The organism is Undibacterium sp. WLHG33 (assembly GCF_049544815.1).
Taxonomy (GTDB): Bacteria; Pseudomonadota; Gammaproteobacteria; order Burkholderiales; family Burkholderiaceae_D; genus Undibacterium.
This window is the reverse complement of sequence record NZ_CP186697.1, coordinates 1,971,377-1,985,868: the sequence shown is the minus strand read 5'-3', so window position 1 is coordinate 1,985,868 and position 14,492 is coordinate 1,971,377. Positions and strand designations below refer to the sequence as shown.

Sequence of the window (14,492 nt, the reverse complement as noted above, 5' to 3'; positions counted from 1 at the left end):
ATCACATTTATTTGCGTTTTAACTGCGACAAATCACGCACCGCACCCCGATCTGCCGACGTGGCCAGTGCCGCATATGCCTGCAAGGCCTGCGAGACATAGCGGTCACGATTGACTGGCAACCATGCCGCATCACCACGTGCTTCCATTGCACTGCGACGGGCGGCGAGATCGGCATCGCTGACACGCAGATGGATAGTGCGTTCAGGAATATTGATCTCGATGATATCGCCCTCTTCGACCAGACCGATCGCGCCGCCTTCCGCCGCTTCCGGCGATGCATGACCGATCACCAGACCAGACGAACCGCCGGAGAAGCGACCATCGGTAAACAAAGCGCAGGCTTTGCCCAGACCTTTGGATTTGATATACGAAGTCGGGTACAGCATTTCCTGCATACCTGGGCCGCCTTTCGGTCCTTCGTAACGAATCACGACCACATCGCCTTCATGCACCGTATCGCCGAGGATCGCTTCAACAGCCGCATCCTGACTTTCAAAGACGCGCGCTTTACCGGTGAATTTCAGAATACTTTCATCGACGCCCGCCGTTTTAACGATACAGCCTTTTTCAGCCAGATTGCCGTACAACACCGCGAGGCCACCATCTTGTGAATAGGCATGCGCTTTATCGCGGATACAACCTGTGCTGCGGTCGGTGTCGTTCTGCTCAAAACGCTCCGATTGTGAAAACGCGACCTGCGTTGGCACGCCGCCCGGCGCGGCACGAAACAATTGCTGAACCGCTGCATCCTTGCTGACGGCGATATCGTATTTCGCAATCGCGTCACCCAAGGTTTTGCTGTGTATCGTCGGCAGTGAGGTATCAAGCAGACCGGCACGTGCCAGTTCGCCCAGAATACTGATGATGCCACCGGCACGATGCACGTCTTCAATGTGGAATTTATCCGTCATCGGCGCCACTTTGCACAGGCAAGGCACTTTGCGTGAAATACGGTCGATGTCTGCCATGGTGAATGCCACACCGGCCTCATTTGCCGCCGCCAGTAAATGCAATACGGTATTGGTGGAACCGCCCATCGATACATCGAGTGCCATCGCGTTTTCAAATGCCGCTTTCGAGGCAATGCTGCGCGGTAAAACCGACGCATCATCCTGCTCGTAATAGCGTTTCGCCAGATCGACGATCAGGCGACCAGCCTGTAAAAATAATTCTTTGCGATCCGAATGCGTTGCAACAATAGTGCCATTGCCAGGCAAGGCCAGACCCAGCGCTTCGGTCAGGCAGTTCATCGAATTCGCGGTAAACATGCCGGAACAGGAACCGCAAGTCGGACACGCTGAACGTTCGATCTCGGCCACATCCGCATCACTGACCGAGCTGTCACCGGCTTTAATCATGGCGTCGATCAGATCGAGCTTGATCACTTTTTTCGCGCCATCCACCACCTTCAGCACTTTGCCCGCTTCCATCGGACCGCCGGAAATAAACACCACAGGAATATTGATGCGCATCGCTGCCATCAGCATGCCGGGCGTGATTTTGTCGCAATTGGAAATGCAGACCATCGCATCGGCGCAGTGCGCGTTGACCATGTATTCAACAGAATCGGCAATCAGATCACGCGAAGGCAATGAATACAGCATGCCGCCGTGGCCCATCGCAATACCGTCATCCACGGCGATCGTATTGAATTCTTTGGCGACACCGCCAGCCGCTTCGATTTCACGCGCAACCAGTTGCCCCAGATCTTTCAGATGCACATGTCCAGGCACGAACTGGGTAAATGAATTGACGACAGCGATGATAGGTTTATCAAAATCGCCGTCTTTCATGCCAGTGGCGCGCCAGAGTGCGCGGGCACCCGCCATATTGCGGCCATGTGTGGTGGTACGTGAACGGTATTGCGGCATAGCTTTCTCCTGCAGAATCAGATGTGGAAATGCCAGAGTGCACTCCGGCGTTATATATGTCAAATATTAAATTTGATGATTATTCATACTTTAATCATATAAATCAAAGGAGTCTGCCGGGATGCTGCATCCACATATTCATGCAGCGTCTGTTTGCCCGACGGTCTTGACCAGTTTAAATGAATTCACCAGCGAAATTAAGGTCAGAGACTGCCCTTTCAAACCATCGGCAGATGCTGCCGCCTGCTCGACCAGCGCTGCATTTTTCTGCGTCATATCATCCATCTGCGTCACGGCATCATTGATCTGATGAATCCCGGCGCTTTGCTCCTGACTGGCGCTGGTAATTTCATGCATGATGTCGGCGACCCGCTTCACGCTGCTGACGATTTCCTCCATCGTATGCCCGGCCTCATCCACCAGACGAGCGCCTTGTTCGATCTGAGACACCGAATCCTGTATCAGATCTTTGATTTCTTTCGCAGCGTCAGCACTGCGGTGGGCCAGCTGTCGCACTTCATTGGCAACCACGGCAAAGCCGCGCCCCTGCTCACCGGCGCGGGTAGCTTCGACAGCAGCGTTTAACGCCAGAATATTTGTCTGAAACGCGATGCCGTCCATCACGGTAATGATGTCCGCTATTTTGCCCGAACTTTGTTTAATCGCGCCCATCGTACTGACCACATTCGCCACTGCGACACCGCCTTTTTCCGCCACTTGCGCAGCAGACATCACGATGTGGCTGGCTTGTTTGGAATTATCGGCGTTTTGTCTGACAGTGGAAGTCAGCTCTTCCATGGACGACGCGGTTTCTTCGAGCGAACTGGCCTGCGTTTCGGTTCGGGAAGACAAATCGGCATTACCAGCCGCCACCTGACTGGCACCGTTGCGAACGTGCTCGGTGGTTTGCTTGATCTGGCCTATCAGTAACTTGATATTCGTTTGCAGGACACGCAATGACTGCGTCACGCGTCCGACTTCATTCGCACCACCAGCCCTGATCGTGACGGATAAATCGCCGGACGTCATGGTCTGTATGCATTCATCCAGCATCAGCAGAGGTTGCACTACTTGCTTTCGCAGGCGCTGCAATATCATTATGGTCGCAGCGCCTGCCAGCACACTTAATCCGGCGATCAGATAATCTGTACCACTGAAATCCGGTGCCAGGCTCAGAACTGTGATCACACTTAGCAATACCAGCATCGCGGTCACATACAAATTAAGTATGGCTCGCACGCTGAGGCCAGAGAAATAAGCGGCTGCTTTAAACAAGGGCGCCCGAACCACGGCTCCACCGCTGATGCGGATAGACTGGTCACCATTCTTTAACGCCGCGTAGGCAGCTTCCGCCGTACGGACTTGCTCACGATCGGGCTTCACCCTTATTGACGTGAAACCGGCGATCCGGCCATCGTGCATCAGGGGTGCGGCAGTCGCCTCGACCCAGTAATAATCACCGTTTTTACAGCGGTTCTTCACCAGCCCGGACCACGCGCGTCCGCTTTTGATCGTCGCCCATAAATCGGCAAAAGCCGCTGGCGGCATATCTGGATGGCGAACGATGTTATGCGGAGAACCGATTAATTCTTCGGCTGAAAAGCCACTGATGCGTACAAAATCATCGCTCACATAGGTAATCCGGCCTTTCATATCTGTTTTAGAGACGATGGTTTCATGATCCTGCAAGACATACTCTTTACCAACAGGTGCAACATAGTCAGACATACGCAAACCTTTACATGCAACAAAAACTGAAAGAGGGAAAAAAATAGCCCGCCATCATGGCATTGCGTAAATTGCTCACCATTGATCATTCTCAAGCTTATGTTGTCACGCTGTTCGCTCAGAACAATTTACAACAACAGCCTGACGTTATTTATTGAATACTGGATCTGGATCAAGATTGGGACTGGTAAAAAAAAACTGAACTGAGATAAGCCACCGATGTGCGGCAGGCGAACGCGATGCTTAAGCTGAAGTTCCTCCCACGTCAGCCGGGCAAATTGAGAGCTGGCACCGCAGGGAGATGGCACGGCATACCGTGCCTTCAGCGCAGCTTGAAATCAGTCTTAATTAAACGAGAAAGTGTAAGTCACATCCACAGCAGACTCATTGCCCGTGCGGCCTATCACTGTGATACGGCGGGTCAGTTGCCAGCTGAGACGAATTGCGCCGCTGGCATCGCCGAGGCCGCGTTCGACGGAAAGCACAAGACCGGGCATCAGACGTTTTCCTACGCTGACCACCTGATCGCTACTGGAAGAACCATTGCCGCTACCGGTCGCACCGGCAACCGTCTGAACCGGAACGTGGGACGATGAGTTCTGTCCGGCAGCACCAATCGAAAATTCATCGAAGCCCAGCCCCTGCACAATATCGCGCGGGATATTACGACTGCCATCGCCCCCAAAAATCGCGGTCGCCGCCGACATCAGCAAAGATGCATCGCCACCGGCCAGCTGATCAGAACCGCGTCCCAGTACCAGCCAGGATAATTTTTCAGCATCAGGCACTGCAGGCTCGGATACCAGCCGCACTTGCGGTGCGGCGACACTGCCCACCACTTCCACCCCGGCCTCGACCGCCAAGCCCTGACGCAAGGCGCGGATATTCAAGCCTGGATTCGCCGGCGGCCCCTGAAAATTCAGGATGCCACGCTCAATCGCCAGCTGTTGTCCGTAACCTTCGTACACACCTTTGACCGTGTTGATCGTTCCGGTCGCCTGCAAGGGACTGCCATCAATTGAGCGCATACGCAAGCTACCCGCCAGCCCGGTGTCCAGCCCGCGACCGACGAATACGAAACGCGGCCCCATATCAAAGCTGACATCAACGCGGGTTTTCAGGCCTTTTTTGACTGGTACGGCATCCGTTGCTTTAGCCTCACGTTTATCCGACTTCCGTGTGACATGAACATCGTCCGATAAACTTGGCGGCGGCATTTTAGGCAATTTGAAATAAGCACCATCGGCCAGCACTTTTCCGGTCAGACTCCAGATATTTTTCGACTCGATGATACTGGCCTGACCTGACACCACCAGCCAGCGGTCTTTTCTTTGCAGCATAGGGAATTGCTGCCATTGCGCCTGTATCGATCCTGTTTCTTTACCGATGTCAATCTCGCCGCTGGCATTGAATTCCCCGCGCTTGCCCAGCATGTCCGTACCTTTAAACTGTGCATGCGGCGGCAGCATGGTCACTGTATTGGAAAATTGCAGCTGACTGAGCGTCAGACGATTATCTTCGATATGCGCTTCCAGCAAACCATGAGGCAGTAACAGGCCCTCAGAAGCGAACGCGAGTTCCAGATCGCGCCCGCTGACATCGGCACGATAACGCGGTTTACCCATCGTGCCAGCCAGCGCACCGTCGAGGCTTAATTTTCCTTTCAGTACCAGTCCCGGATTAATGGATGGCCCCAGCCATTCAAGATCCGGGATCAAAGCCTTGATGCGTCCGTTCAATGCTGCGCCGGGCGAAATCATCCAGCGCCCATCCTGTTTGCTCAGGAAAGAATCCGCGTTCATTTCCCACTGTCCGAGACGGGCACCATCAGCGGTTGCCGACAGCTGCAGGCGTTCGCCATCCGTGCCGGCAACCAGACCGCCCATGCGTAATTGCATCTGTACATTGCGTATGCCTAAAGGAACCGGAGTACCGGTACCGTCAGGATCATTGAAGCGCAAATCCCCGCTTTGCCGCTCGATACGGATATCCCCGCGCACACTGTCCTTCAGTTGCAGATCCCATCTGGTATTGAGTTTCAGATTTCCGGTGACCGTGTATTGCGGCCGGAACAGGTGAATGATATCGAGCAGACGCACATCGGTCATACTGCCCTTCGTGCTCAGCGTGCCAGGCAGCCATTCAAACTGATCCAAGGTCAGCTTTGCCAGTTCGCTTTGTAACTGCAGACTGCCGAGACGCACCGAATCCGGCGTGATCTGCAGACTGGCGGGACTCACTAAACGCAAATCCGGTTTCCCCGCCAGCGTCAGCGACTGCAATTGTCCTTTCCAGTCCCAATGACTCAGGTCATTTTTAGCGCCTGCGCTGAGCGCGCCATTTGCTGCCAGATGCAACTGCTGTTTGCCGCTGAACGATATGTCCGCCTGCAAAGTATGGGCGGCTTTTTTTCCTTTGAGCTGCAGCTGCAACTGCCGTATTTTTTCGGCCTGCACAACTCCGGTCAGATCGGTATCATTCAGCGCAGGCAAATCGCCGCCCAGGTGCTGTGCACTGATATCCCCTTCAATCTGACCGTCGAGTCCTTTGCTCAGGCTGAGCTTGCCGGATAATCTGGCAACGGTATAATTTTTGTTATTGTGTGAAAAACTGAGTTGCTCTGCATCGGTGCTCACGCTGCCCGCCAGATCGTTGAAACGTCCCAGCAATTGCACATCCGCTTTTAATTTGCCACCGAAGGCGAGTAATCCGCTGCCAAACAGACTATTCAGACTATTGAGTTCTGATAATTCCGGTGCATCCAGATTCAGCGTCAGGAGGTCGCCCGCAGCCCCCCAGGCACCCTGCCCTTTCAACGTATTTTTACCCCAGCGCAGATCCATCTGCCGCAACATGAGCTGCTGATCCTGACGCCATTGCAGATCGACATTTCCCTGCACCGGCTGTCCTGCATATTGCCCTTGCAAGGCAGGCATTCTGAACTGTAACTGCACACGCGGCTGCAATTGTCCATCGCTGCTGAATTCCGCCTGCAAGCGTCCGGCAGGTGCCGCGACCCAGCGCGCCGGGTCAAAATTGCTGAGATGCCCCTTAACATGAAATACCTGATTGCCGCTGAAAGCAATCTCCCCCTTCGCCTCGAGGCGGGATTCTTCCGCCTGCAATTCAAATTTGCTCAGACTCAGCACCAATTTATTCAGATCGTAGCTGAGTTCGGTGTTCAGCCTTGCTTTAGCATCAGTCAGTTGCGCCTGCGTCAGTATGGTCTGATCTGGCGCGGTCTGTACTTTTGCGCTGCCATTGATGTTTGTGCTGTGCAAGCGCTGATCGATTTGTTTCAGATCGATATTCGTCAGGCTCAGTTGCGCTTGCGCCCGGGTGGCTCCCGCCTGTAGCTCAAGACTCGCATCGCCACGGATCTGGCCCTGACTACCGGCTTGCACCATCAGATGGCTGACATCGAGATGCGTCCCCTGCCATTTCAGTCTGGCACTGACAGAACGAAGCGGTATCACATTCCGGTTAAGCGGACCGGCGGCGGCATTGGTGATGGAAACGTCGCCTTCCACAAGGTCGGCGGCGGGAGCAATATTTTTTTCTGCGTCTTTTTTAATGCTACTTTTTACCTTCGCTTCCGCAATATTTTTTTCAGTATTCTGAGGTGTGCTTTGCTGCACTTTTTGCGCCGTCTGTGGCCGCAGATCTGCCAGCAGACGTAAATCGGCTGCCGGTGCTGCACTGGCCCAGGCAGCCGGATTGAAATGCTGAATATCGACGTGGGCGCTTTTGAATATCTGCGCATCAAACGGTGCAATCACAGCCCTGGCGGAGCCATTCAGATGAGCTGTCTTTTTATTCGTCAGTAGTTTTTTTTCTGCATCGCTGGCAGGTCCCTGCGGAATGGATTTTTCCTGTAATTTTGCCTGCAAAGCAAGTTGTATTTCCTGCAGGCTGCCAGCGACCTGAAGCTGCGCCGCGACTGGTAGTACGTCGGCTCTGACCTGCCCCTGTATTAGTGCATTGCCCTTGATTGCAAATGGGCGCAGACTTGCCATCGTTGCGTCTGTCACGCTGGCATTTCCCCACGGCGAACTCAGTGCCAGTTGCGCCCGATACTGTTGCGCGACGAATTCTAAAGTTCCCTTCAGCGCGGTCAGCGTCACGATTTCTTTTTGTTTGCCACCAGCGAGAATATCGGCCACCACCAAACGCCCCAGCGCCAGCTCACGCGCCTGCAATGCAAATGGCAAACCAAGATCAGCGGGTAAGCTTACAGGCGTGTTGCTCGATGCTGTCGCGACCCGCAAAGAACTGGCCTGTAAGCGATCGACCAGCACTTGCTGATGCCACAAAGCGGCAGGCTGCCAGCGTAATTGCACACCACTGGCTCTGATCTCCAGCGTTGAGGTTTTCAGCGATAACTCATCAATCTGAATATCGTCGCCGATACTGCCCTGCACACCGCTGGCTTTGAAACTGCCCAGACTTACATAATCGATCAGCGCAAACAGACTGCGACTGCCGCTGTCAGTTTTTACCAGCCAGGTCAGTAGCAGACCAGCGCTCAGTAACAGCAACACCAGCGTTACCAAAAGACGCGACAACCATGAACGCCGCCGGCGTGCTGGCTGAGTATCTGCAGTCGTCTGCTCTGCTGGGGTCTGTGGCTCTTGGTGTCCGGTGTCGTTCATATCAGAAGGCGATCGCAATAGAAAAATCCAGACGCGCTTTTCTGGTCTGCAGACCATAAGCAAGATCCAGCGCGATCGGCCCCGCCGGTGTGTGATAACGGCCACCGGCACCGACCGATTTACGCAAACTGAAATCCTTCCAGCTGTCAGCAGCGTCACCGGCATCGACAAAGCCGGCGATACCCCAGGTGCTGTTGAGCCAGTGCACATATTCAGCGCTGGCGACACCCATCACACGACCACCGGTAACCGCACTCGGATGCTGAACACCCAGACTTTGGTAGGCATAACCGCGCACCGTTGAACTGCCACCGGTACGGAATAAATAATCTTCCGGAATACCTTCATTTTTGGGCGAAAAGACCTGCCCGGCTTCGGCCCGCAGAATAATACTGTCACTGCGGCCAACCGGTATCCAGCGATGGTATTTGCCGTAACTGCGGATAAAACGCTGATCCGATAACAAGGCTTTTTCCGAAATATCCAGATCGAACTGATAAATCTCACCGCGGCGTGGTGCAAACGCATTATCGATATCACGCCAGGTCCAGCCCACGCTGGCAACCAGTGCCTTGCTGACGCTATCGTCTTCGCCGTCCACTGTTTTTCTTTCGCGTATCAGTTTCAGCGCCAGTCTTTGTTCGATATGGCCGTGGGTATTCGTACGTTTGATCCCGACTGCATTGCGCAGGGAATTGACGCCGGATACGTCCTGCCTGTCAAGAATCACCCCGAACGAATCAAGTTTATTGTCGTAAGGCGGCAAATAGATATCGGCATAACCAAGCTGGCGTTTCTGCTCTATCCGTATCGCACTGCGCAGATCCCATGCTCGCTCAAGGATGTCGCGGTCGCGGTAAGCAACTTCACCACGAAAACCGGTGTTGCTGCTGTAACCGACACCGAAACTGAGGTCACGCGCTTTACGCTCAATCAGATTCACATCAACCGGTACGGCGCTGGCTTTTTCAGGATCGGCATCGATCGATACGGCTACCGTTCCGAAATAAGGTGAGTTTTGTAAATTACGCTGAAACTCAAGCAGGCGGCTGCGTGAATACGCTTCGCCGCGCAGCGGTGGCCGGTAACGATCGAGTAACCATTGCGGATAGCGCTGCAGGCCTGTGACCCTTAATTCGCCCAGAAAAAATGGCGGCCCGCTGTCAACGTCAACCTGTAAATCAGCGCGGTACTGATCGGCATTGACATTCGCTGCACTCTCCGTAATCTGCGCAGCCGCATAGACATCTGAGCGCAGCGTTTCGGTCAACTGGGTTTTGGCCTCGCGCCAGTCGGATTCGCGAAAAAATTGCCCGACACCGAGTCCCCAGTCCTGAATCAGTGCCTGATGCCGCTGCTTCGCACGCGGGTCGCCCGCGGCCAGCGTCGCGGCAAAGTCGCCCTGAAAAGTAATATTCACATTTTCTATCAGCGTACGCTGCCCGGCATCGACCATCACTTCGATCATTTTTCCGGCAACGCCGGCATCGCTTGCCTCTGCCGCATCCGCGGATATGGCAGTGTTATCAGCATCGTCGAGATTCAGATTACGGAACTCTGTTTTCGGCGAAAAATAACCTTCGGTTGCCAGAATGCCGTTGATATCCTGGCGCAAGCGACGGATCAGCGCGGGCGTAATGTTCTGCGCTTCGCTGTTGCCGGAAAACTCGGCGATATGCTCGCGCAGTAAATCCGCCCAGTCAGTCTTTGCTGCCTGTAAACGAAAACGTCCGCTGATACTGCGGACGAATGGTTCCGTTTCGTTTTCTTTGTTATTTTCCGCTCCTGCGGTCGCCGCAGGCACCTGCGCTGCAGGTGAGAGCGCAGACGCTACTGGCTCCTGCGCCAGAGCAGGTGCGGCCGCCGCAGCTGCCGCGTACAGCAGCCAGCCGGAAAAACCCAGGCATTTGCGAATAGGTATCATGCTGACTTATTTTGTTGCGAGCCCGACGCGGTTGATACCCAGTTTTTTTGCCTCGGAAATCACCTGCACCACGTCGTCATAGATGATGCCTTTATCCGCAGAAACCAGCACCGACAGATCAGGCTTTGCCTCGTGATATTCGCGTAATTTCAACAGCAGTTGCTGGCGGTTTTTCGCCTGCTCTTTGCTTTCCTGAAGATTATTACCGTTGCTGCCGTTCTTGCTGTTGATGCTGATGGTGGCAAGCTCATTCGGCCGCAAAGTGACTTCGATATATTCAGACGGCGGCTGCGTTGACTGACCGGCCGTCGGCAAATTGATTACGCTGGGATTTGTCATCGGCGCGCACACCATGAAAATCACCAGCAGCACCAGCATCACGTCGATGTAAGGCACGACGTTAATCTCGGCCTTGAATTTGCGTTTACGTTCGCCACGCAGATAACTCATGCTGACTCACTTTGTATTAGCGTGACTGACGCTGAAGAATATTCGAGAACTCTTCAATAAAGGTTTCAAAGCGAATCGCCAGACGATCAATGTCGTGCGAATAACGGTTATACGCGAGTACCGCCGGAATCGCAGCAAACAAACCGATCGCCGTCGCAATCAGCGCCTCGGCAATACCCGGTGCCACGGCTGCCAGCGTCGCTTGCTGCACATTCGCCAGACCACGGAAAGAATTCATAATCCCCCAGACGGTACCGAACAAACCAATGTACGGCGACACTGAACCGACCGAAGCGAGGAAAGATAAATGCGCTTCCAGCATATCCATTTCACGCTGATACGCGGCGCGCATCGCACGCCGTGCGCCATCGAGCATCGCGCTGGCATCAAGCGAAGCTTTATTGGCGTTTTTGACTTTGTGGTATTCACTCATACCGGCCTCGAAAATACGTTCGAGTGAACCGGTTTTATCACGGCCGCGACGATTGCTGGTGGCATCCTGATACAACTCCACCAGATTGCCACCGGACCAGAAATTCCGCTCAAACACCTCGGTCTGCGCACGCGCCTTTTTGATCGCAAACATTTTGCTGAAGATATACGTCCAGCTGGTCAGAGAAACGCCCAGCAGAATCAGCATCACCAGTTTCACCAGAACAGAGGCATTGCTGATCAGGCTGAAAAAAGAAAGGTCTTGAGTAACATTCATAATGAATCACAGTTGAGAACAACAAATAACAAAGAGTAAAAAAACTATCCCGCCGGCCGGGCTATGCCGTCAACCGCATCAGGTATGGATTTTTTCAACGACCACATCCGGAATCGCTGCGGGCCGCAGGCTGTTTGCACCGACGCAGCCGACTTTGATCGTACCGCTGGCCAGCAGACGCTCGCCGCACCAGGCTTCCTGCGCAAACAGGATCGATGCCCGTCCCAGTTTTTCGACCACGGCAGTGATACGGAGTTCATCATCGAGTCTGGCGGGTGCATGATACTCGACTGTGCTTGCTTTGACGACAAACATTACCTCATGCGTCTGCTTCAGTTCCTGCTGGTGAATGCCGGTGGCGCGCAGCCATTCGGTACGGGCGCGCTCAAAGAACTTCAGATAATTCGCATAAAAAACGATACCGCCAGCGTCCGTGTCTTCGTAATACACACGCACATTCCAGTTAAAATTTTTCATCATCAACCGCCGTTTCGGCTTTCTTCTCTCGTATGACGTGATTTCTATCACGCAATTTACTGCATAATTTTTACAAAACAGGGGGAGTATCTGCCTTTTTCGCCTTAACGTCAGCATCGACAAAGGACTTTAAAATATACTCCCCCCAGTATTATTTCAGCAAAAATCCGCTTAAACGAGGTTGCGCTTGATATTCAACGGACCAAAGCCCTGGCAGGTCGGCATCATCTCGATATAGTTGATATTGACATGCGCCGGCAAAGTGGCGATCCAGTATGCCGTTTCAGCGATATCAACCGCGGTCAATGGCACCGTGCCTTCATAGACTTTCGCGGCGGCATCATCGTTGCCACGGAAACGTACATTCGAAAATTCCGTCCCGCCACATAAGCCCGGTGCAATATTCGTGGTACGCACGCCGGTACCCGCCATATCTGCCCGCAGATTTTTGGTGAACTGATCGACAAAGGCTTTTGTCGCGCCGTATACATTGCCGCCCGGATACGGGGTCGAGCCGGCGATGGAGCCGATATTGATGATCATGCCGCTGTTACGTGCCACCATATCCGGCAGAATCGCCCGCGTGACTGTGACCAGACCTTTGGTGTTGGTGTCTATCATGGTTTCCCACTCTTCCTGCGACGCCAGATGGGCGGGTTCGGTTCCCAATGCCAGACCGGCATTATTGATCAGCACATCGATCGTTTTCCAGTCCGCAGGCAAATCCGCCAGCGCCTGCAGTATCGACGACTTTTGCGTCACATCCATCGTCACTGGTAATAACTTGTCGCCCAGTTCTGCATGTAAAACAGACAGACGTTCGAGCCGGCGGGCGGCGGCGATGACCCGATGACCTTCGCGTACAAATTTACGCGCCATTTCCTCACCAAAACCTGAGCTTGCACCTGTAATTAATACGATCATGCTGAAATCCTTTATGCCATTGAATAAAAAATGCGCTTGTCTGCCGTGTGTACTGTCGTTGAAAACAAATATCTGTCAGTTATCTATTTTAAGTGCTTTTGTGCTGCAGGTCAGGGCATACGCGTGCTCAGGCAATCGAAAGCGCCCGTTTTTTAGCAAAATAACCATGCCTTTGATCTGCGGATGAGTGGCTTGCCCATTCAGAGCGCATCACGTAAAATCTCAGCACCATTTTGTCTCACGTGACTGGCGAAATTGTGGTTGATCCTGATACAGGCAACGGCAAAAGATGGAGATCCATCGGGAAGCGTGAGATGTCGGGGTTGTTATGTAACTTAACCCCAGCCGTGCGCCTGGGTAGCCTGATGGTAAAAGTAGTGAGGCTGCCTCTCTTCGTCCGCGTCAGACTGACACCTCGCTGAAGACAATCACCAATCCCGTTTGTTTAACTCGTTACTCACTTGTTCGACTCACCCTCACGATAATCAGGAAAACCATGTTTGCAAAAAACCATACGCTCGCCAATATCGATCCCGAATTGTTCGCGACGATACAATTAGAAAATCAGCGTCAGGAAGATCACATTGAGCTGATCGCATCTGAAAACTACACTTCGCCAGCCGTGATGGAAGCACAAGGCTCACAGCTGACCAACAAATATGCCGAAGGCTATCCTGGCAAACGTTACTACGGCGGTTGCGAACACGTCGATGTCGTCGAGCAACTGGCGATTGACCGCCTGAAACAACTGTTCGGCTGCAACTTCGCCAACGTGCAACCAAATTCAGGCTCACAAGCCAATCAGGGCGTATTTTTTGCCTTGTTAAATCCAGGCGACACCATCATGGGCATGAGCCTCGCTGAAGGTGGCCACCTGACGCACGGCATGCCGCTGAATATGTCGGGTAAATGGTTCAATGTTGTGTCTTACGGCCTGAATGCACAGGAAGACATCGATTACGATGCAATGGAAAAGCTGGCGCGCGAAACCAAACCAAAACTGATCATCGCCGGTGCTTCTGCATTTGCACTGCGTATTGATTTTGAACGTTTCGGCAAAATCGCCAAAGAAGTCGGCGCGTATTTCATGGTCGATATGGCACACTATGCGGGCCTGATCGCCGCTGGCATGTATCCGAATCCGGTGCCGTTTGCTGACGTCGTCACTTCCACCACGCATAAGAGCCTGCGCGGTCCACGCGGCGGTATCATCCTGAGCAATGACGAAACCATCGCCAAGAAAATCAATTCCGCTATTTTCCCTGGTATTCAGGGTGGCCCGCTGATGCATGTGATCGCTGGTAAAGCCGTGGCGTTCAAAGAAGCGCTGTCACCAGAGTTCAAAGAATATCAGCAACAAGTGATTAAAAATGCTGCTGCGCTGGCAAAGACACTGACAGAACGCGGTCTGCGCATCGTTTCCGGTCATACTGAATCTCATGTGATGCTGGTGGATCTGCGTCCTAAAGGTCTGACAGGTAAAGAAGCAGAAGCGATTCTCGGCACTGCGCACATGACCTGCAACAAAAACGGTATCCCTAACGATCCGCAAAAACCGATGATCACTTCCGGTATCCGCCTTGGCAGCCCGGCATTCACTACCCGCGGCTTCAAAGAAGCGGAAGCAATCAAAGTCGGTCATCTGATTGCTGACGTACTCGATAATCCACATGATGCGGCTACCATAGAACGCGTTAAAGCAGAAGTGAAAAAACTGACCAGCGCTTTCCCTGTGTACGCGAAGTAATTTCTGCT

The 14,492-nt window shown here is 53.3% G+C and carries 9 protein-coding genes and 1 riboswitch; of the genes, 1 reads left to right on the top strand and 8 read right to left on the bottom strand.

What is annotated here, in order from left to right; translation table 11 throughout:
• Positions 1–7: 7 nt before the first annotated feature.
• The 8 genes from ilvD to ACOTSW_RS09060 all read right to left on the bottom strand — a co-directional run bounded on the left by ilvD (position 8) and on the right by ACOTSW_RS09060 (position 12,737).
• The gene (ilvD, locus tag ACOTSW_RS09095; protein WP_423678764.1) at positions 8–1,873 is read right to left on the bottom strand and encodes a dihydroxy-acid dehydratase; all 1,866 of its coding nucleotides are present in this window, start codon (positions 1,871–1,873) and stop codon (positions 8–10) included.
• Positions 1,874–2,011: 138 nt separating this feature from the next.
• Positions 2,012–3,601: a methyl-accepting chemotaxis protein gene (locus ACOTSW_RS09090; RefSeq protein WP_423678763.1), complete on the bottom strand. Its 1,590-nt coding sequence runs from the start codon at positions 3,599–3,601 to the stop codon at positions 2,012–2,014.
• Positions 3,602–3,945: 344 nt separating this feature from the next.
• Positions 3,946–8,253, bottom strand: a complete 4,308-nt coding sequence (locus ACOTSW_RS09085; protein WP_423678762.1) for a translocation/assembly module TamB domain-containing protein — start codon at positions 8,251–8,253, stop codon at positions 3,946–3,948.
• Between the two features lies 1 nt (position 8,254).
• On the bottom strand, positions 8,255–10,177 hold the full coding sequence (locus ACOTSW_RS09080; RefSeq protein ID WP_423678761.1) for an autotransporter assembly complex protein TamA: 1,923 nt from the start codon (positions 10,175–10,177) through the stop codon (positions 8,255–8,257).
• 6 nt (positions 10,178–10,183) lie between these two features.
• A complete protein-coding gene (locus ACOTSW_RS09075; RefSeq protein WP_423678760.1) occupies positions 10,184–10,627 on the bottom strand; it encodes a biopolymer transporter ExbD in 444 nt (147 codons plus the stop codon).
• 16 nt (positions 10,628–10,643) lie between these two features.
• Complete coding sequence (gene tolQ / locus ACOTSW_RS09070) at positions 10,644–11,336, bottom strand: protein TolQ (protein WP_423678759.1); 693 nt, start codon at positions 11,334–11,336, stop codon at positions 10,644–10,646.
• 78 nt (positions 11,337–11,414) lie between these two features.
• Positions 11,415–11,816: a tol-pal system-associated acyl-CoA thioesterase gene (ybgC, locus tag ACOTSW_RS09065; RefSeq protein ID WP_423678758.1), complete on the bottom strand. Its 402-nt coding sequence runs from the start codon at positions 11,814–11,816 to the stop codon at positions 11,415–11,417.
• Positions 11,817–11,984: 168 nt separating this feature from the next.
• On the bottom strand, positions 11,985–12,737 hold the full coding sequence (locus ACOTSW_RS09060; RefSeq protein ID WP_423678757.1) for an SDR family NAD(P)-dependent oxidoreductase: 753 nt from the start codon (positions 12,735–12,737) through the stop codon (positions 11,985–11,987).
• Positions 12,738–12,969: 232 nt separating this feature from the next.
• Positions 12,970–13,103, top strand: a riboswitch (ZMP/ZTP riboswitch).
• A 130-nt stretch (positions 13,104–13,233) separates the two neighbouring features.
• Here ACOTSW_RS09060 and glyA point away from each other — a divergent pair.
• The gene (gene glyA, locus ACOTSW_RS09055; RefSeq protein WP_423678756.1) at positions 13,234–14,484 is read left to right on the top strand and encodes a serine hydroxymethyltransferase; all 1,251 of its coding nucleotides are present in this window, start codon (positions 13,234–13,236) and stop codon (positions 14,482–14,484) included.
• The last annotated feature ends 8 nt before the right edge of the window (positions 14,485–14,492 follow it).

What these genes read in the sequence shown, in the direction of transcription:
- ilvD (WP_423678764.1), bottom strand. Translation starts at nt 1,873, where the DNA reads ATGCCGCAATACCGTTCACGTACCACCACACATGGCCGCAATATGGCG.
- ybgC (WP_423678758.1), bottom strand. Translation starts at nt 11,816, where the DNA reads ATGATGAAAAATTTTAACTGGAATGTGCGTGTGTATTACGAAGACACG.
- tolQ (WP_423678759.1), bottom strand. Translation starts at nt 11,336, where the DNA reads ATGAATGTTACTCAAGACCTTTCTTTTTTCAGCCTGATCAGCAATGCC.
- ACOTSW_RS09090 (WP_423678763.1), bottom strand. Translation starts at nt 3,601, where the DNA reads ATGTCTGACTATGTTGCACCTGTTGGTAAAGAGTATGTCTTGCAGGAT.
- ACOTSW_RS09085 (WP_423678762.1), bottom strand. Translation starts at nt 8,253, where the DNA reads ATGAACGACACCGGACACCAAGAGCCACAGACCCCAGCAGAGCAGACG.
- ACOTSW_RS09080 (WP_423678761.1), bottom strand. Translation starts at nt 10,177, where the DNA reads ATGATACCTATTCGCAAATGCCTGGGTTTTTCCGGCTGGCTGCTGTAC.
- ACOTSW_RS09060 (WP_423678757.1), bottom strand. Translation starts at nt 12,737, where the DNA reads ATGATCGTATTAATTACAGGTGCAAGCTCAGGTTTTGGTGAGGAAATG.
- glyA (WP_423678756.1), top strand. Translation starts at nt 13,234, where the DNA reads ATGTTTGCAAAAAACCATACGCTCGCCAATATCGATCCCGAATTGTTC.
- ACOTSW_RS09075 (WP_423678760.1), bottom strand. Translation starts at nt 10,627, where the DNA reads ATGAGTTATCTGCGTGGCGAACGTAAACGCAAATTCAAGGCCGAGATT.